The organism is Kitasatospora sp. NPDC048722 (assembly GCF_040650235.1).
Taxonomy (GTDB): Bacteria; Actinomycetota; Actinomycetes; order Streptomycetales; family Streptomycetaceae; genus Kitasatospora.
The window spans coordinates 335,569-353,285 of sequence record NZ_JBEZGX010000001.1; the positions used below are offsets into that span (position 1 = coordinate 335,569).

Sequence of the window (17,717 nt, forward strand, 5' to 3'; positions counted from 1 at the left end):
AGGCGGCGGGCGGACGTCGGTGGGCGGCGACGGGCGACAGATGACAGGAGGCAGATGACAGATAACAGATTTCAGCGAACAGATTTTGAAATCTGTTCGCTGAAACCCGTCTCCCGCACCACCACCGGGTCGACGCTCCCGCGCGCCGCCGCCGCGACCGCCCGCCACCACAGCCGTAGGGCCGGGGGGTTCACCGGTTCGAACGGCTTGCCCGGGCGGGGTACGGCGAGGTGGGCGCCGAGCGCGTGGGCGGCCGTGACCACTCGCTCGGCCGGTTCCTCCCACGGGTGCAGCGCGAGGTTGAAGGTGCACCAGTGGATCGGCAGCAGCAGTTCGCCGCCCAGGTCCAGGTGCGCCCGTACGCCCTCCTCGGGCGTCATGTGGACCTCCGGCCAGAAGTCGCTGTACGCTCCGACCTGCATCATCGTCGCGTCGAACGGCCCGAGTCGACGCCCGATCTCGGCGAAGCCGGGGAAGTAGCCGGTGTCCCCGCTGTGGAAGACCCGGTGCCCGCCGCCGGCCACCACCCAGGACGCCCACAGGAACAGCGCGCTCGTGCGCGGTCCCCGGCTGCAGTAGTGCCGGGCGGGCGTGGCCGTCAGGGTCAGCCCGGCGACCTCGGCCGACTCCCACCAGTCCAGCTCGACGATCCGCGCGGCCGGCACCCCCCAGTGCTCCAGGTGCGCGCCGACCCCGAGCGGCACCGCGAACACCGCGCCCGTCCCGTTGAGCGCGCGGACGGTCGCCATGTCGAGGTGGTCGTAGTGGTCGTGCGAGACGACGACCACGTCCACCGGTCCGAGTTCGGCGAGCGGCAGCGGCACCGGGTGCAGCCGCTTGGGGCCCGTCCAGGCGAACGGGGAGCAGCGCTCGCCCCACACCGGGTCGAGCAGTACCCGGCGTCCGCCGATCTCGGCGAGGACGGTCGCGTGCCCGAGCCAGGTGAGCCGCAGCCCGGACTCCGGCGGCTCGGCGAGGTCGGAGGGCAGGAGCCGGTGCACCGGCACGGCGGCGGCCGGCGCCCGGCGGGTCTTGTCGCCCGACAACTGGGCGAGGGTGATCTCCAGCGGGGTGCGCTCGTACACCAGTCGGCGAGTGGGCAGCGGGTTGCGGAAGGAGCCGTCGGCGAACTGCGGGGAGCGGTGGATGCGGGCCAGCCGTTCGCCGCGCGGGTCGGCCCCGAAGGCCTCGGTCCGCACGCGGTGCCAGGCCGCGCGGGACAGTCCGGCGAGGCCGGGGCCCGAGCTGGATCCCGGGCCGCGGGCCGGGTGCGTGGGCGGAGGAACGAGCTGGGAGGTCAGACCGGCGAGGCGGGAGAACCACGGGGCAGGGCGGGGCACGGCTCCTCCAGGGACGGTCACGGCTACCGGGCATGCCGGGGGGCGCACCACGGGGCGGGCCGGGCGCGGCCCCCATGCGGTGCGACAACCATCTCGTCGGAGATTACGCCTCGTGAGCCGTCCGGACCTGGTGGAGACGTCCGTGCGGGCCAATCGGAGTACGGGCCCCGGACGCGGCCCAGCAGTACGGGTGGTCCCGGGTGCGGGTACGGGCCCCGGACGCGGACCACCGGTACGGGCCGGCCGGTCAGGGCCGCCCCGCACCGGCGCGCGTGGTCAGGCGTAGAAGCGGGTGATCGTCTCGGCGACGCAGTGCGGCTTGGCGCTCTCCGCACTGGTGATCGTGAAGCGCACGACCGCCTGGACCCCGCCCGGCACCTCGGTGGCCGAGACGAGCTCGGCGGTGGCCCGGATCGCGGTGCCCACCGGCACGGGCGCCGGGAAGCGCACCTTCTCCGATCCGTAGTTGAGCGCCATCCGCACCCCCTCGACGCTGTAGCACTCCTTGGCGAGCACCGGGATCATCGACTGCGTCAGGTACCCGTGCGCGATCGTCGAGCCGAACCTGCTCTCCTTGGCCCGCTGCGGGTCGACGTGGATCCACTGGTGGTCGCCGGTCGCCTCGGCGAACAGGTCGATCTGCCGCTGCTCGATCGTGTGCCACTGGCTGGTGCCCAGCTCGGTGCCGACGGCGGCGGTGAGGTCGGCGAGGGAGGCGAAGCTCGTCACGGTCGCTCCTGGAGGGGGACGGGCCGCAGCCCGGTGATCAGGACGTCGGCAGGGTATGCCTACTCCCGGGTACCTGTCAGGAGCGGGCCCCGCACCTCATCCGGGGCGGACACGGAACCCGCAGCTCAGCGCCTTGGAGCCGCAGCACTCCTCAGGACCAGAGCACGCCGTGTCCGGCCGGGAGCAGCCGGCGCCCGCTCACCAACTCCGGCACCAGCGCGAAGTACATCGGTTCCGGATCCCCCACCCACGGGCGCAGCCCGGAGCGCAGCGCCCGCCGCACCTGCTCGGGGTCGCCGACCGCGTCGGCCCGCCCGTGCACCAGCACGCTCCACCCGGTGCGGGTGACCGGGTCCAGGAGGTCCGCCTGGAACGCCACCACGGTGCCGTCGAGCCCGCGCGCGGTCGCACTCCCCCGGCGCACGGCGAGCAGCAACCGCCCGTCCACGACCTCGAAGGAGACCGGCAGGACGGCGGGCAGCGCGTGCTCGGTGTACACCACGCGCCCGACGGGCACGGTGCTGAGCAGCCGCAGGCACTCGGCCTCGCTGAGGGTCTCCACACGGTCGTCGGGCTCCATGCGTCCGATCGTCCTCCGGTCGCCGCGCGGGCCGATAGGGCCCATGGTCCCGGAGCGAAGGGGCCGGGAGCCCCGTCGGCGGCGGTCGGGGGCGGTAGCCTGCCCGGCGGGCGGCCCCGGGTGCGCCGGGGCCGGCGAGGAGGGGGCGTGCTGATGGCCGGTGGGGTCGATCTGGTGGTGATCGGGGCGGACGGCGGCCCCGACAGGGCTTTCGGCGGGTCGGCGCACGCGCCGGACGGTGCCCGCCTGCTCGCCGGGGAACTGCCCGGGATGTGCTTCGACGCCGGCGCGGGGGGCTGTCGGGTCACCGCCGTCGCGCCGGACGCGGACGCCAACGCGATGCTCACCGCCGTCCGTTCGGCCGCCCAGCACCCCGGCCGCTGGCTGGTGGTCTGCCTGCTCGGCCAGTTGGTCGCCGACCCGCGCGGGCGCCGGATCGCCCTGGTCACGGCCGGCAGCACCGCCGACAACGCCTACCGGCGCGGCCTCGCCTGGGACTGGGTGGTCAGCGCCATGGTGCACGGCGACCAGGAGGAGGCGCTGCTGCTCGTCGACGCCGTCGCCGACCGGGACACCTGGGCGGCGTTCGAACGCGGTGCCGACACCCGTTCCGGCCAGGAGGGCGCGGGCGAACTGCTGAGCTACTCGCGCGTCCCGCTCTGGGGCCGGATCGGCCGTTACGTCCCCGGTAGACGCGGCCGGGACGCCGTCCTGCCGGGCGGTGACGGATCGTTCAGCCACGCCCTCACCACCGTGCTGCGCCAGGGCCTGCCGGGGGCGCCGGCCGCCGTGGGGCCGCTGGACCTCCAGCCCGCCGTCGCCGCGGTCGTGGACGGCGCGGAACCGGCCGGAAGTTCGGGTGCGCCGGGCGCGCGCCTGCTCGTTCCGCCGCAGGGCGGGCGCCTCTTGATGCGCAATCGGGCGGCGGTGCGGGGCGCATTGGCCGGATTGTCGCTTTCCGAAGAACTGTTGGCCGTCCTGTGGCGCGAAAGTGCCCCGACGGATCCGCCTTCCGCGTAAGGTCAGGGGGCCCGAGGTGTTGCCGTGATGGGGTGGGTTGGCGAAGAATCGATGCCCCGCGGAAACATCGGTGGGACGGCGGAATTCTTCCGGCGGCCACGGACTTCGGTCGGGTTCGGTCGCGATGAGGTGGGGCGATGCGGCAGCGCGGAAATGTGTTGCGCCCTGGGGCGGTTGGGGTCGGCGGGGTGGTTCTGGCGATGCTGCTGGGCGCGTGCGCGGGCGGCGGGTCGGGCGGTTCCGTCGATCGTCTCGGGACGGGTGCGCCGAGCGTCGCGCAAGTGAACCCGCTAACTCCTTCGGGTGGTTCCGTAAACGCCACGATCGCGCCGACCACCGGTCCGGAGGGTTCCGCCGGGCGACTGGCCATGAGCACCTATCAGGACTGGTGGCGGGCCCAGACCGAGGCATTCGGCCGAACGGATTCGGACGGAATCGCTCTGGAGGCGTACTCCTCCGGCCGGGCGCTCGCCGATACGCTCGTCGGACTGCGCCAACTCCACGACGCCAAAATGGTCATGACCGGAGCGCCGCGCAATTCCGCCGTCGTGACGGCGGTCGACCTGAATGCCGATCCGCACACAGCCGTGATCGAGGACTGCCTCGACCTGTCCGACTGGCACCGGGTCGACGCCGCCACGAAGGCCGCGCGCGAACCGGTGGGGCGGGTCGACCGGTACGTGGCGACGGCGTCCCTGCGCTGGTTCCAAGCACGCTGGCTGATCTACGACTTCAAGCGGGAGGCGGACCGGACATGCTGAACACCAGGAATACCGCTCGGCGCCGCGCGGCCCTCGTGCCGGTGTCGGCGGCCCTGCTGCTGATGTCGGCGGCCGTTCCGGCGATCGCGGACGAGACACCGGGCGGCGGCGCGCAGCAATGCGCCCCGAACGTGATCTGCGGCGACGTCCACGGTGGGGGAGGAACGTCCACCGGCGGTGGGGGCGGAGGCGGTGGCGGCGGGGGCGGAAGCAGCAGCGACGGTCCGCTGCTCTGCAGTTACCACGGGCAGGAATGGCCCTGCCACGACCCCGAGATGGGCTGGTTCAACAACAGCGACGGCTGCTACTACACCACCGTCGACAAGCCTGCCGACGCCCCCGAGTGGGAGGGGCACAAGCCGTCGGAGGGCTCGCTGTACCTGCCATCGTGCCCGCAGGCCGGGGGAGGGTTCTCCCCGGGCAAGATCCAGTTCAGCGCCGCCGCGCCCGCCGCGCCGCCGCCGGACCCGCGGGCGCTCGCCCTGCAGATCCTCAAGGACAAGATGGCCTTCCCGGCCCCCGCGCCCACCGCCAGGCCGCTCGGCACGGCCGTGGTGAAGTCGCCGGTCTGGCTCTGGGTGAACGGCTACCAGGCGCCGCAGCCCGTCTCCCTGACGCTCCGCGGCGTCACCGTCACGGTCACCCCGCGGCTGCAGAACGTGGTCTGGAACTTCGGCGACAAGCTCTCGGTGACCTGCGACAAGCCGGGGACGCCGTACGACCCGAGCTACGGCGGCGCCAAGTCCCCCGACTGCGGCTACGAGTTCGCGACCGGCTCGGCCGGCGAGCCCGGCGGCGCGTTCACCGTGTCCGCCACGGCGAACTGGGTGGGCGCGGTCTCCGTCACCGGTCTGAACACCAAGAACTTCGAGATCCCCATGCCGCAGACCGCCACCTTCCAGCTCAAGGTCGCCGAGGTGCAGGTCCTCAACTGACCGGCCCGGCCGACGACCGACGCACGACCGACGCACGACCGACGAGCACGACGACACGCGAAAGGCCGGAACCCGGTGGAGAACCGTACGTACGCGACGCCGGCACCCGGCACACCCGCAGGCGCCGGGGTGTCCGTGGCCGTGCCCGAACAGCCGCAGGGTCAGGGCGGCGGCACGGGCAGGGGCGGCAAGGGCAAGGGCGGCAAGGGCCGCGCCGCGCCGCACGCTCCCGCCCGCACCCTGCGGGCCCGGCGCCGCCGTCCGGCCGTGCTCGCCATGTCGATCGCGCTGATCGCCGCCGGCGGGCTCGGCGGCGCCGTCCTCTACAACAGCACCGGGCAGCGGGTCGCCGTGCTGGCGCTCGCCCGGGACGTCCCGTACGGGCAGGTGATCACCGACGACGACCTCGTGGTCGCGCGGATCGCCTCCGACCCGGCGCTGCGCCCGGTGTCCGCGCAGGACCGGTCGGGCGCGGTCGGCCTGCGGGCCGCCACCGACCTCAAGCGCGGTGCGATGCTGACCAAGGGCGACCTCGCCCAGTCGCTGGCCGTGCAGCCCGGGCAGATCATCGTCGGCGTGGCGGCCCACCGCAGCCAACTGCCCGCCTCCCGACTCCAGCCGGGCGTGCAGGTCGTGATCGTCTACACCCCCGACAACGGCCGGGCGGACTCGTTGACCGCGACCGTCATCACGGTCGGGCGCCCGGACACCGACGGCAGCGTCGTGACCGACGTGGCGATCGGCACGGCGGACGGCCCCCGGCTGGCCCAGTGGGTCGCGAGCGGACGGATCCAGGTGCTGCTCGCGCCGCGCGCCGCCGCCGGGGACGCGCCGCCGGCCGCCGGGGCGTCCACCCCGGCTCCCTCGGCTCCCGCTCCCGCGGCTCCCGCGTCCCCGGCCACGGGGACACCGGCGCCGGGCACTCCCGTCCCCGGGACCTCCGCCGCCGGGGCGCCGCCCGCGGGCAGCCCGTCGGCCGGCGCGAGCCGCAGCGCAGGGGCGGGTGGGGCCTGATGGCGGTGATCGCGCTGGCCGGCGGCCCCGGCGCACCCGGTGCGACCACGTCCGCACTGGCCCTGCTGCTCGCCTGGCCGCTGGAGCCCGGCCGCCGGATCGTCCTCGTCGAGGCCGACCCGGACGGCGGCGCCGTGCTCGCGGGCGCCCTGGAAGGGCGCGTCGAAGCGGTGTACGGACTGCGCAACCTGGCCGTCGCCGACCGGCGCGGCCTGCTCGCCCAGACGCTCTGGGAGCAGCTCGTCGACCTCTCGCCGGACGGCACCGCCGAGCGCCTCCTGCTGCCCGGTCTCACCGACCCGAGCCAGGCACCCGGCCTCGCCTACACCTGGGAGCCGCTCGCCGACGTGCTGCACGGGCTCGAACAGCAGGGCTACGACGTCATCGTGGACCTCGGCCGCTCCGGTGCCACCGGCGCGAGTGCCGTCCTCGCCCGCCGGGCGGACGTCGTCGCGGCCACCGTGCGGACGACCCTGCGCGGGCTGAGCGCGGCCCGGCCCCGGCTGGCAGCGCTCGCCGAGGACCTGGCGACGGCCGGCACCGGAGCGGACGCGCTGGGGCTGCTGCTCGTCGCGGAGGGGCCGTACTCGGGGGCGGAGGTGTCGCGCGAGTTCGGCCTGCCGGTGCTCGGGCTGCTGCCGCACGCGGTGCGCACCGCGCGGGTGCTCTCCGACGGCGGGGACATCACGGACCGTCGGTTCATCCGGTCGGAGCTGATGCGCACTGCGCGGTCGGCGGCGGACGAGGTGCAGCTCGCGGTGCGCCGTCGGCGGCAGCGGCTGGCGCCCGGGCAGGCGGTGGCGCACGTGCCGGTGGCGTCGGTCGCGGCGGTGGCGTCGACGGCGGGGCCCGTCCCCGCGCCGCCCGCGCAGATCGCGCAGCCGGGGGCGCCGGTCGGCGTGCCCGCCGGGGCTGGCGTGGCGGCGCCCTCGGGGGTGGAGGCGGATCAACTTCCCTACGCTCAGGCGAGGTTGCAGTCTCCCATGCCGTCGTCCGGCCAGGTGCGGTCGCAGGCACAGCCGCGAGCCCAGGCGCAGTTCCAGGCGCAGCCCCAGCCGCAGCCGGTCGCGCCGGTGATCGTCACCGGCCCGGTGGCGCCGCTGGCCGGGCTCGCGCCGCAGCCGGCCGCACCCGCGCCGTTCCCCGGGCAGGGGCCGCAGGCGTACGCCCCGCAGGGGCAGGTCCCGTCGCCGTACGCCCCGCAGGCCCACGGGCAGCAGGTGTACGGGCAGCAGGCGTACGGAGAACAGGCCCACGGGCAGCAGGCGTACGGAGAACAGGCCCACGGGCAGCAGGCCCACGGGCGACAGCCGCAACGGCCTTACGCCCAGCAGCAGTCCCACCCGCAGCAGCAGGTCCCAGAGCAGCACGTCCAGGAGCCGGACCCGCACCAGGAGCAGCAGCCCCCGGTGAACGGCCGGCCCCACGGCCCCGGGGAGGTGCTCCGTGCGCGGTAGCCCCCTGCACCAGCGCCCGTCCGCCGATCCGGCCGCGCTCCCGTGGTCGGGCCCGCTGCCCACGACCGGGCCGGTCCATCCGCAGCCGGCGTCCCAGCCCGTGTCCCAGCCGGCGCCCGGCCGGTTGCCGCAGCAGCACGCCGAACAGCCGCAGCAGCACGCGCAACAGCAGCAGCACGCGCAACAGCCGCCGTACGCACAGCGGTCGGCGTACGCGGCGGCGCCGGCCGGCCCCACCGCCGTCCCGTCCCAGCTGCCCTCGCTCGACCTGCGCGGCGCCGCGACCCGGCCGGCCGTCGACCCGCAGGTCGCGCGCGAGCTCAAGCGCCAGGTAGCGGCCGAACTGCACCAGCAGATCGCCCGGTTGACCTCCGGCACCGGCGCCGAGCCGGACCGCGCCACCCGCCGCCAGCGCGGCCGGGCGCTGATCGAGGAGGCCGTCGCGCGCTGGTCGGACGCCTACGCGCAGACCCACGGCATCCCGCCCACCCGGGAGCAGGACCGCGCGCTCGCCGAGGCCGTGTTCGACCTGCTGTTCCGCGCCGGACGGCTCCAGCCCTACCTGGACGATCCGGAGATCGAGAACATCCTGATCAACGGCTGCGACGACGTCTGGGTCTCACGCGTGCACCAGCCGCTGCGCCAGGTGCCGCCGGTGGCCGACAGCGACGCCGAACTCGTCGAGCTGCTCCAGGACCTGGCCCGTCAGCACGGCGGCGGCGAGCGCAGCCTCTCCACCGCCAGCCCCACCCTCGCCCTGCGCCTGGAGGGCGGCATGCGCCTCCAGGCGCTCACCGAGGTCACGCCCCGCCCGTACGTCGCGATCCGGCGCCACCGGGTGGCCTCCGCGACGCTCCCCGAAATGGTCCAACTCGGTACCCTGGACAGCACCTTGGCCGCATTCCTGGCCGCCGCCATCCGGGCCCGGAAGAACGTGATGATCACCGGAACCCAGGGCGTCGGCAAGACCAGTCTGCTGCGCGCCATGGCCGCCGAGATCCCGCCGGACGAGCGGATCGGCACCCTGGAGTCGGAGTTCGAGCTCTGGCTGCACACCCTCGGCCACCTGCGCCAGGTCGTCCCGATGGAGGCCCGCGAGGGCAACGGCGAACGCGTCGAGGGCCGCCTGGCAGGTGAGCTGACGATCGGCGACCTCATCCCGGCCGCGCTGCGGATGACGCTCTCGCGGATCATCGTCGGCGAGGTCCGCTCCGGCGAGGTGGTGCCGATGCTGCGCGTCATGACCAACGGCGAGGGCGGCTCGATGTGCACGCTGCACGCCCGCGGCCCGCACATGGTCGTCGACCGCATCGCCGAACTCTGCCTGGAGTACGGCTCGCACATGACCGACGGCCTCGCCTACCGCCTCACCGCCAACGCGCTGGACCTGATCGTGCACGTCGCGATGGTCGACGAGACGGCCGTCGGCGGGCGCCGGCACCGCTTCGTCTCGCACGTCCTGGAGGTCACCGGCCTCGGCGAGAGCGGCCGGCCCGCGCTGAACACCGTGTTCGGCCCGCGCCCCGAGCTCGGCGAGCCGCGCGCCGTCCCGCACACCCCGCCGCAGTGCCTGGACGACCTGCGCCGGGCCGGCTTCGACGCCTCGCTCCTCGGCTCCCGGTACGGGAGCTGGACCTCCCAGCTCCAGCTGCGGATCGGCGGTGGCGCCCGATGATGCTGCTCTTCGTGCTGTGCGGGCTGCTGGTCACCGGCGGCGTCGTCGCCCTGGTGGCGTGGGCCCGCGGCAGCGAACCGGTGCCGGAAGCGGACGGCGGCGACGAACGGGAGAACCCGCTCGCCACCCGGGCCCACACGCTCTGGTACGGCGCCCCCGGAACCGCCCCCGCCCGGATGGTGCGCCTGCGCCGGATCCAGCTGCCGCTCGCGCTGATCGGCGCCGCGCTCGGCTGGCTGTTCACCGGCATCCCGCTGACCGCCCTGCTGGTGCCGCTCGCCGTGTTCGGCCTGCCCTGGCTGTTCGACACCACCCGCTCCGACACCCACCGGATCGAACGCCTCGAAGCGCTCTCCGAGTGGACCCAGCGCATCGCCGACGTGCTGCTGCTCGGCGTCGGTCTCAACCAGGCCATCGTCACCAGCCGCCGCACCGCCCCCGCCGCCCTGGAGGAGGAGATCGGCGAGCTCGCCGCCCGCCTCCAGGCCCGCTGGCGGCCCGAGGAGGCCCTGCGCGCCTTCGCCGACAGCCTCGCCGACGCGACCGCCGACAAGGTGCTCGCCGCGCTCCTCCTGCGGGCCGGCGACAGCGGCCCCGGCCTCGCCCGCGCGCTCGCCGACATGGCCGACTCGGTGCGCGAGGAGGTGCGCCAGCGCCGCGCCATCGAGGCCGACCGCTCCAAGCACCGCACCACGATCCGCTGGCTGGTCGGCATCATCACGCTGGTGATAGTGGTCGGCGCCTTCAACTCCGAATACACCCGCCCCTACACCACCCTCGTCGGGCAGGTCGTGCTCGCCGTCGTCGCCGCGCTGTTCGTCGCGATCATCGCGTGGATGCGCGCGCTCGCCTCCCACCCGCCGGTGCCCCGGCTGCTGGTGGCCGACCGGCGCAGCCGCACCGGCCGCCGCCGAGGCGCGCCCGCCCAGGACGCCCGAGGCGCCGGCGAGGCGGCGGAACTGCTCGGGGAGGCCCGATGATCTCGCCGTGGTCCGTCCTGGCCGGCGCCGCCGCGGCCGGCGGCGTCGCGCTGCTGATCGCCGAACTGCGCCCGGCGCCACCGGACTTGCGCCAGGCCCTGGACCGGCTGCACCGTGCCCCCGCAGACCGCCCCGAGGACCCGGACGAGCGCCCGCGCTGGTACGACCGGATCGGCGAGCGCTCCGTCGCCGTGCGCGGGGTGCGCGTCCCGCACCGCGAACTCGCCCTGATCGGCCGCACCCCGGCCCGCTTCATGGCGCACAAGCTGCTGTTCGCCGTGATCGGCCTGATGCTGCCCGCCTACCTGGCGGCGGTGTTCGCCGTCGTGGACGTCCGACTTCCCTTCGCCCTGCCGCTGCTGGCCGGACCGCTGCTGGCCGCGCTGCTCTGGTTCGTCCCCGACGCCATCGTGGCCGGCGAGGCCAAGGAGGCGCGCGTCGAGTACCTGCACGGCATCGCCGCCTACCTCGAACTCGTCGCGCTCGAACGGGCCGCCGACTGCGGGCCCGCCGAGGCGCTGCGCCGGGCCGCCTCGGTCGGGCGCGGCACGGTGTTCCTGCGCATCCGCGACGCCCTCGACCGCGCCGCCACCGACCGCATGCCGCCGTGGGCCGGACTGGACGCGCTGGCCGCCGAACTCGGCCTCACCCCGCTCCAGGACGTCGCCGACATCATGAGGCTGTCCGGCACCGACGGCGCCGCCGTGTACGACACCCTGCGGGCCCGCGCCAAGGGCCTGCGGGGCGAACTGCTCGCCGAGGACCTGGCCCGCGCCAACGCCGACAGCGAGCGGATGGTCGCCCCCGGGTCCGCGCTGACCCTGCTGATGACCGTCCTGATCGTCTTCCCCGCCCTCCACCAGATGCTCGCCTGACGCCCGCCCGGCGCCCGCCGGACGGGCGAGCCCGCACCGCACCTCACCTCACCACCGGGAGAACCCGATGACCCACCTGGCCGTCCGGCTCAAATACCTGGCCGGGCTGTTCCTGCGGCCCGTGCTCCTGCCCGTCCAGTTCGCCCTGCTGCTGTTCACCTTCCGGCTCGGCCGGCTGCGCGCCGCCCGGGCCCGCGGCGACCGCGGCGCCATCAGCATCGAACTGGCCCTCGCCATCATCGCGCTGGTGGTCGTCGCGGGCGCCGTCGCGGCCTCGCTGGTGATCCTGCAGAAGAAGGTGTCCACCAAGGTCGAGCAGGACCCGAAGTACCCGGGCGGCGCGGCAACCTGATGATGGGCGACATGCGCCGCTCGCGCCGTGGTGCCGGCAGCGGCAGCGGGAGTGACCGGGGAGCGATGAGCCTGAGCCTGGCCATCGTCTTCCCGGTCGTCCTGCTGCTCCTGCTGCTGGTCGTCCAGGCCTCGCTGTGGTGGTACGCGCGGCAGGTCGCGCTGACCGCCGCCCGCGAGGGCGTCGAGGCCGGCCGGACGCAGGGCGCCGCGGACGACAAGGCGAAGGACGCGGCGGCGCGCGCGCAGGCCGAGGACTTCCTGCACCGGCAGGGGAGCGGCTCGTACGAGGTGAGCACCGACGGCAGTACCGCGCAACTGGTGCGGGTCACCGTCAAGTTGACCCCGACGCTGCTGGTCCCCGGCCTGACCGCGCCGCACATCACCCAGTTCGCGCAGGCGCCGCGCGAGCGCTTCGTCCCGCCGGCGGCGGCGCCGTGAGCGGGCCTCTCGCGCGCTCGCGATGGCGCCCACCGGGGGTGCGGCGACGGCCGGACGGCGGCGGGGTGGCCATCGAGGCGGCGATCATCGCGCCGTACGTGGTCGGGCTGGTCCTGATCGCGATCGCGGCGGGGCGCCTGCAGACCACCTCCGGCACGGTGGAGGCGGCGGCGCGCTCGGCCGCCCGTACGGCCTCGCTCGTCCGCAGTTTCGACGGGATGGCGGAGCCGGCGAAGGAGGCGGCCCGGGAGCAGCTGAAGCAGCAGGGCGTCTCCTGCGGCAACCTCTCGGTGACCGTCACTCAGGGGGAGCTGGACCTGCCGGGCGGCGTCGTCGCCACCGTCAAGGTCCGGGTGGTGTGCGACGTCGGGCTGGGCGACCTGCTCGGCGGGCTCTCCGGGGTGCCCGTGACGAAGACCCTGGCCGGCGAGTTCACCTCCGTGGTGGACCGCTACCGGGGCACCTGACAACAGGTGGGCCGGATCCGGGGATTGGGGACGCCCTGGGCGGGGGAGACGCAAGCGGAGAGCGCTCGGGTGATGACGGAACGGGGCCGGGCGGCGCCCGGTGGGGACCGGGTGACGAACGGGCGGGTCAAGGACGCCTCGGGGACGCCCAGCTCGCGGGTGGAGAGCCTGTGGGCGGACGGCTCGGGGGTGGACGGCTCGGGGACGAACGGGGACGAAAGGCCGGGGGGCGAACAGCGGTGCGGAAGCCCGAGGGGGTGTGGGGTGTGAAGGTGCGTGCACGTGAGGGTGCCGGGCGGCTGCGGCCGGGGCCGTCGAAGCGGGCCGGGCTGCCCGGGCCCGGGCTGATCGGGTCCGGGCCGCCCGGCCGGTCGGGCGGCCGGCTGCGGCGGCGGTCCGACCGCGGCGCGGTCTCGCTCTTCGTGGCGATCTGTGCCGTCTACCTGGTGTTCGTGATCGCCATCGTCGTCGACGTCGGCGGTCGCCTGCGGGTCGCCGAACGCACGGACGCCTACGCCCAGGAGGCGGCCCGGGTCGGCGGACAGCAGCTCGACCAGGCCCTCGTCCTCCAGGGGAAGGGCATCCAGGTCGAGCACGACTACGCCCAGGAGGCCGCCGACGCCTACCTCGGGCTGTACGGCCTCAAGGCCGCCAAGGTCGAGTTCTCGAAGGACGGCAAGGTCGTCACCGTCACGGTGGTGAGCGACTTCCGGCCCGTCCTGCTGGGCTCCCTCGGCGAGCGGAAGGTAATGGGCAAGGGCAGTGCCACCCTCGTCCACGGAGTCGAGAAAGCGGAGACCGACTGATGGCCGCGCCACGTGCAAAGGACCAGGCCCGACCCGCTCCGGACCAGGCCCGGACCACCCGGAGCCACAAGCGGGTCCCGCAGGCCCCCGCCCGGCGGGCGCAGGGCGGGGGCGGCCGCGCCGGGGCCGTGATCACCGCGCTCGCCGCGCTGGTCACCCTGGCCGCCCTGCTGCTCGGCCTGCCCGCCCTCCTGCTCTACGGGACCCGGGCGGTCGCCGCGATGGGCGACGTCGCCCCGGACGGCATCGGCCAGGCACTCACCGGCCCGGACGACGGGCGGCTGTTCCTGTGGCTGCTGGTGGTCGTCGGCTGGGTGGCCTGGGCCTGCTTCGCGTTCTCCGTCCTGCTGGAGGTCCCGGCCCAGCTGCGCGGGCGGATCGCCCGCCGGATCCCGGCGTTCGGCTGGAGCCAGCGGATGGCCGCCGGGCTGGTCGGCGCGGTGCTCGCCCTGCTGCCGGTGGCCGGCTCGTCCTTCGCCGCCGTCAACGAGCGGCCCCAGGCCGCCACGGCCCCGGCCCAGTTGACGGCCGGCGTGCAGCGCGCCGCCCTGCCCGCCGCGCAGGCCGCGCCCGCCCTCGCGGCCGCCGCAGAGCAGCACCCCACCTACACCGTGCGCGACAGCCGGCCCGCCGACAGCCTGTGGTCCATCGCCGAGCGGCAACTGGGCTCGGGCGAGCGCTGGGTGGAGATCGCCAGACTCAACGACGGCCGGACGATGGACGGTTCGGGCGTGCGCTTCGACGCCGACCGGCCGATCCAGCCCGGCTGGGAGCTCCTCATGCCCGCCGACGCGAAGCCGGACGAGGCCAAGCCGCCCGCCCCGGCGCCCGCTTCCGCCCCCGCGACGACGCAGTCGGCTTCGCAGGCCCCGCAGGCCCCTCAAGCGGGCACGGAAGCCACGGGTGCGGCGGGTGTCCAGGCGGCCGGCGGCCACGGGACGGTGACCGTCAAGGAAGGGGACACCCTCTCCGCCATCGCCCAGCGCGAGTTGGGGGACGGCGACGCCTGGCCGAAGATCTTCGACGCCAACAAGGGCGCCCAGGCCCCGGACGGCGAACGCCTGACCGACCCGGACCAGCTGGTGCCGGGCATGGTGCTCACCGTCCCCGGCGCGGCCCCCGCCCCCGCCCCCGCGCCGGTCCCGGCTCCCGCCCCGGCTCCCGCCCCGACGCCCGACCCGGCTCCGGCCCCCGCGCAGCAGACGCCCGCGCCGTCCGCCCCGGCCAGCCAGCCGCCCACCACCCAGTCGCCCGCCACGCAGTCGCCCGCCACGCAGGCTCCGGCGCCCGCACCCACCCAGGCCGCGCCGACGCCTGCTCCCTCGCACGCCCCGGGCCACGCCCCCGCGCCCGCCGCCCACGCCGACCCGGCACCCAGCGACGACTACACCGTCGCCCTCGCCGCCTCCACCGTCGGCGTCCTGCTCGCCGCCATCATGATCGGCACCGTCGCCCACAAGCGCGGCGGGCAGCTGCGCGCCCGCCGCCCCCGGCACCGCATCACCATGCCAGAGGCCGAGGCCGCCTCCTTCGAGAACGAGCTCAGGGCCCGTCAGGACGACGCCGGCCTCGACCTGCTCGACCGCGCCCTGCGCACCATGGCCCGCAACACCGTCCGCGGCGGCAAGCGGCTGCCCGCGATCATCGCGGCCCGGATCACCCCCGGCCACACCGTCGAGCTCCACCTCTCCGGCCCGGCCGCGCCGATCGCGCCCTTCCGCGCCGCGCACGCCCCGAACGTGTGGTGGTGCAGCCCCGACGCCGGCGACCTCCTCAACGCCACCCAGGCCCGCAAGACCGCCGCCCCCTACCCGGCCCTGGTCACCCTCGGCACCGCACCGGACGGCTCCGTCGTCCTCGCCGACCTGGAGACCGTCCGCCTCCTCCACCTCTCCGGGCACCCCGACGACGCCCGCGACGTCCTGCGCACACTCGCCATCGAGCTCGCCCACAGCCCGCTCGCCGACCGGCTCCACCTCCACCTCGTCGATCTCGCCGAGGAGGTGCCGATCAGCGGCCCGGCCGCCGAACGCGTCCACCGCCACCCGACCCTCGAAGCCGCGCTCGCCGCCCTCGCCCCGCGCACCGCCAAGGCCCGCGCCACCCTCGTCGCCGCCGAGGCCACCAGCCCGCGCGAGGCCCGCAGCCGCGGGCAGGCCGACGAGTCCTGGACCCCGGAGATCGTGCTCTGCGCCCAGCAGCCCGGCGGCGGCATCCCCGCCGAACTCGGCCGCCTGCTCGACGCCCGGCCGCGCACCTGCGTCGCCGTCGTCACCCGCGCCCCCGAGCGCGGCACCGGGCCGGTCGCCCGCTGGACCCTCCCGACCACCGGCCAGGCCACCATCCCCGGCCTGCACCTGACCGTCGAGCTCCAGCGGCTCACCGGCGCCCAGTACGACCAGGTCGCCGAACTGCTCCGGGCCGCCGACGACGCCACCCAGCACCCGGCGCCCGCCTGGACCCTGGACGGCCCCGGGAACGACGACGCCGACGACGGCTACGGCGACGACTTCGAGACGGCCGAACTGCCCGCCGCCGTACCGGTGCTGGCCACGGTCGGCGGCCCGGCCGAGGAGGGCGCGAACGGTTCCGCCGGAGCTGGTGGGGCCGCTGGGGCTGGTGGGGCTGGTGGGGCCAACGAGGCCGACGGCGTCGGCGGTTCCGGCGCGGGGGCCGGGGCGCGGGCGCTCACCCGGGTCATCGGCACGGGCGCGAGCCCGTTCGCGAGCACCGACCCGGCGGCTCCGACGACCGGGCCCGGGCGGCACGCCGTCAACGGGCTCGGGCGCAAGGCGGTGACGGGGCAGGTGCCGCCGGCCCTGCCGCCGGTTCTGCCGGTGGGGCCGGTTACCCCGCTCGGGCCGGTCATGCCCGCCGGGCCCGCCGGCCCCGCCGGCCCCACCGGGCCCGCGGCTCAGGCCGTGCCGGTCGAGCAGTCCGTCGAGGACGGTGCCGGTGAGGGCGGCGAGGACGCCACCCGGGACCTGCGGGTGCCGGGGCCGGCCGCCGTCGTGCTGCCGGTCGCGCCGGTCGCGCCGGAGCCCCTGGTCCCGGCGCCCGCCGTCGAGCCGGCCGCCGAGCCCGCGCCGACGCACGACCCGGCGCCGGCGTCCACCGGCGCGGCCCCGCGGGTGCCGGCCCGTCCGGAGCCCGGGACCGGCCCCGCCGCCACCGCCCCCGTCGCCGTCACGACCGCCGGCGGCACGACCACGGCCACCGCCACCGCGGTCGCCGGTCGCACGGACAGCGACGACCTCCTCGCGATCCTCCGTTCCCCGGAGGCCCACAGCGCCCGCAACGCGCCCCGGATCCGGCTGCTCGGCCCGGTCGACGTGGCCGGCGCCCTCGGTACCGTCGAACCCGGCCACCTGCCCCGGCTCACCGAACTCGCCGCCTACCTCGCGCTGCGCCCGGGCGCCGACCACGCCGCTCTCGACCACGACCTCCACCCGGGCGCGGCCCACCTCGACCCGCACCCCACCACCGCCGACGCCGTGAGCCCGCTGCCCGGCAAGATCGCGGGCCTCGCGGCGTGGCTCGGCGCCACCCCCGAGGGCCGTGCGTTCCTGCCCACCGACACCGCCGACGGCTACTCCTACGCCCCGACCGTCACGTGCGACTGGGACGAGTTCCGCAGCCTCTACCGGCGCGGCATGCGCAGCACCAGCGCCACGGCGGACGCCGCGCTCGCGCACGCCCTGGCCCTGGTCCGGGGCGCCCCGTTCGCCGAGGCCCCGCCCGCGTCGTACGGGTGGGCCGAGGCCGAGCGCCAGGACATGATCGCCGCAATCGTCGACACCGCCCACGAGCTCGCCGCCCGCCGCCTCCAGTACGGCGACCACCGCAGTGCCGAGGCCGCCGTCTTCCGCGGCCTCGCCGTCGCCCCGGACGTCGAGCTGCTGCACCGCGACCTCTTCTACGCGTACGCCTCGGCCGGCGCCCGGGACCAGCTCCTGCGCGCCGTCAACCGCCTCGACGCCCTGAGCCGCCGCACCGGCCGCGACCTGGACGCCGACACGGTCGCCCTCCTCCGCGACCTCCTGGCCGGCTCCTGACCCCCGTCCTCCGGCGGTGGGCCCGCCCGCCGCCGGAGGGGGTGTCACGCGGTTCCCGCGCGGGCACAGTTCGATCACCGCGCCGCCGGAATCCGCACACGACGGGGGTGCCGTGGCGGATCCTCGCATCCCTCGGCCAATGTGCCAGCTCGGAGCGGAAGTTGACGAGTGAGGGCCGGGCTCCGGGTCGACCGGCGCGCCGATCGGCGACCCGGCCTGGATCGGGTGCGC

The 17,717-nt window shown here is 75.8% G+C and carries 16 protein-coding genes; 13 read left to right on the forward strand and 3 right to left on the reverse strand.

Annotated features, from left to right (window positions below; translation table 11 throughout):
* Window positions 1–71: 71 nt before the first annotated feature.
* From AB0C76_RS01450 to AB0C76_RS01460, 3 genes are all read right to left on the reverse strand, one after another.
* Complete coding sequence (locus AB0C76_RS01450; protein WP_359958102.1) at window positions 72–1,223, reverse strand: MBL fold metallo-hydrolase; 1,152 nt, start codon at window positions 1,221–1,223, stop codon at window positions 72–74.
* A 393-nt stretch (window positions 1,224–1,616) separates the two neighbouring features.
* The gene (locus AB0C76_RS01455; protein WP_359957817.1) at window positions 1,617–2,069 is read right to left on the reverse strand and encodes a MaoC family dehydratase; all 453 of its coding nucleotides are present in this window, start codon (window positions 2,067–2,069) and stop codon (window positions 1,617–1,619) included.
* A gap of 151 nt (window positions 2,070–2,220) precedes the next feature.
* The gene (locus AB0C76_RS01460; RefSeq protein WP_359957819.1) at window positions 2,221–2,649 is read right to left on the reverse strand and encodes a pyridoxamine 5'-phosphate oxidase family protein; all 429 of its coding nucleotides are present in this window, start codon (window positions 2,647–2,649) and stop codon (window positions 2,221–2,223) included.
* A gap of 147 nt (window positions 2,650–2,796) precedes the next feature.
* Here AB0C76_RS01460 and AB0C76_RS01465 point away from each other — a divergent pair, with 147 nt between their 5' ends.
* The 13 genes from AB0C76_RS01465 to AB0C76_RS01525 all read left to right on the forward strand — a co-directional run bounded on the left by AB0C76_RS01465 (window position 2,797) and on the right by AB0C76_RS01525 (window position 17,486).
* Window positions 2,797–3,669, forward strand: a complete 873-nt coding sequence (locus AB0C76_RS01465; RefSeq protein ID WP_359957821.1) for a hypothetical protein — start codon at window positions 2,797–2,799, stop codon at window positions 3,667–3,669.
* A 137-nt stretch (window positions 3,670–3,806) separates the two neighbouring features.
* Entirely contained in the window at window positions 3,807–4,430 is a 624-nt protein-coding gene (locus tag AB0C76_RS01470) for a hypothetical protein (protein WP_359957824.1), read from the forward strand.
* A complete protein-coding gene (locus AB0C76_RS01475) occupies window positions 4,424–5,365 on the forward strand; it encodes a hypothetical protein (RefSeq protein ID WP_359957826.1) in 942 nt (313 codons plus the stop codon). Before AB0C76_RS01470 ends, AB0C76_RS01475 begins: the two co-directional genes overlap by 7 nt.
* A 75-nt stretch (window positions 5,366–5,440) precedes the next feature.
* Complete coding sequence (locus AB0C76_RS01480; RefSeq protein ID WP_359957827.1) at window positions 5,441–6,379, forward strand: SAF domain-containing protein; 939 nt, start codon at window positions 5,441–5,443, stop codon at window positions 6,377–6,379.
* Entirely contained in the window at window positions 6,379–7,836 is a 1,458-nt protein-coding gene (locus AB0C76_RS01485) for a hypothetical protein (RefSeq protein ID WP_359957829.1), read from the forward strand. The genes AB0C76_RS01480 and AB0C76_RS01485 overlap by 1 nt, the downstream gene beginning before the upstream one ends.
* Entirely contained in the window at window positions 7,826–9,511 is a 1,686-nt protein-coding gene (locus AB0C76_RS01490; protein ID WP_359957832.1) for an ATPase, T2SS/T4P/T4SS family, read from the forward strand. Before AB0C76_RS01485 ends, AB0C76_RS01490 begins: the two co-directional genes overlap by 11 nt.
* The gene (locus tag AB0C76_RS01495) at window positions 9,508–10,491 is read left to right on the forward strand and encodes a type II secretion system F family protein (RefSeq protein WP_359957835.1); all 984 of its coding nucleotides are present in this window, start codon (window positions 9,508–9,510) and stop codon (window positions 10,489–10,491) included. The genes AB0C76_RS01490 and AB0C76_RS01495 overlap by 4 nt, the downstream gene beginning before the upstream one ends.
* Entirely contained in the window at window positions 10,488–11,366 is an 879-nt protein-coding gene (locus AB0C76_RS01500; RefSeq protein ID WP_359957838.1) for a hypothetical protein, read from the forward strand. The genes AB0C76_RS01495 and AB0C76_RS01500 overlap by 4 nt, the downstream gene beginning before the upstream one ends.
* Window positions 11,367–11,433: 67 nt before the next feature.
* Window positions 11,434–11,718 (forward strand): hypothetical protein, encoded by a 285-nt coding sequence (locus tag AB0C76_RS01505; protein ID WP_359957841.1) that lies wholly within the window; start codon window positions 11,434–11,436, stop codon window positions 11,716–11,718.
* Window positions 11,719–11,783: 65 nt separating this feature from the next.
* On the forward strand, window positions 11,784–12,158 hold the full coding sequence (locus AB0C76_RS01510) for a TadE/TadG family type IV pilus assembly protein (protein WP_359957843.1): 375 nt from the start codon (window positions 11,784–11,786) through the stop codon (window positions 12,156–12,158).
* Between the two features lie 65 nt (window positions 12,159–12,223).
* Window positions 12,224–12,625 carry a TadE/TadG family type IV pilus assembly protein gene (locus AB0C76_RS01515; protein WP_359957846.1) on the forward strand — a complete coding sequence of 134 codons (402 nt, stop codon included), beginning with the start codon at window positions 12,224–12,226 and terminating at the stop codon, window positions 12,623–12,625.
* Window positions 12,626–12,897: 272 nt separating this feature from the next.
* Window positions 12,898–13,431, forward strand: coding sequence for a hypothetical protein (locus tag AB0C76_RS01520; protein ID WP_359957848.1), 534 nt, complete (start codon window positions 12,898–12,900; stop codon window positions 13,429–13,431).
* The gene (locus AB0C76_RS01525; RefSeq protein WP_359957851.1) at window positions 13,431–17,486 is read left to right on the forward strand and encodes a LysM peptidoglycan-binding domain-containing protein; all 4,056 of its coding nucleotides are present in this window, start codon (window positions 13,431–13,433) and stop codon (window positions 17,484–17,486) included. The genes AB0C76_RS01520 and AB0C76_RS01525 overlap by 1 nt, the downstream gene beginning before the upstream one ends.
* Window positions 17,487–17,717 lie beyond the last annotated feature (231 nt).

Coding starts and splice junctions, on each gene's coding strand:
- AB0C76_RS01475 (WP_359957826.1), top strand. CDS start 4,424: ATGCTGAACACCAGGAATACCGCTCGGCGCCGCGCGGCCCTCGTGCCG.
- AB0C76_RS01510 (WP_359957843.1), top strand. CDS start 11,784: ATGAGCCTGAGCCTGGCCATCGTCTTCCCGGTCGTCCTGCTGCTCCTG.
- AB0C76_RS01505 (WP_359957841.1), top strand. CDS start 11,434: ATGACCCACCTGGCCGTCCGGCTCAAATACCTGGCCGGGCTGTTCCTG.
- AB0C76_RS01525 (WP_359957851.1), top strand. CDS start 13,431: ATGGCCGCGCCACGTGCAAAGGACCAGGCCCGACCCGCTCCGGACCAG.
- AB0C76_RS01495 (WP_359957835.1), top strand. CDS start 9,508: ATGATGCTGCTCTTCGTGCTGTGCGGGCTGCTGGTCACCGGCGGCGTC.
- AB0C76_RS01460 (WP_359957819.1), bottom strand. CDS start 2,649: ATGGAGCCCGACGACCGTGTGGAGACCCTCAGCGAGGCCGAGTGCCTG.
- AB0C76_RS01470 (WP_359957824.1), top strand. CDS start 3,807: ATGCGGCAGCGCGGAAATGTGTTGCGCCCTGGGGCGGTTGGGGTCGGC.
- AB0C76_RS01485 (WP_359957829.1), top strand. CDS start 6,379: ATGGCGGTGATCGCGCTGGCCGGCGGCCCCGGCGCACCCGGTGCGACC.
- AB0C76_RS01500 (WP_359957838.1), top strand. CDS start 10,488: ATGATCTCGCCGTGGTCCGTCCTGGCCGGCGCCGCCGCGGCCGGCGGC.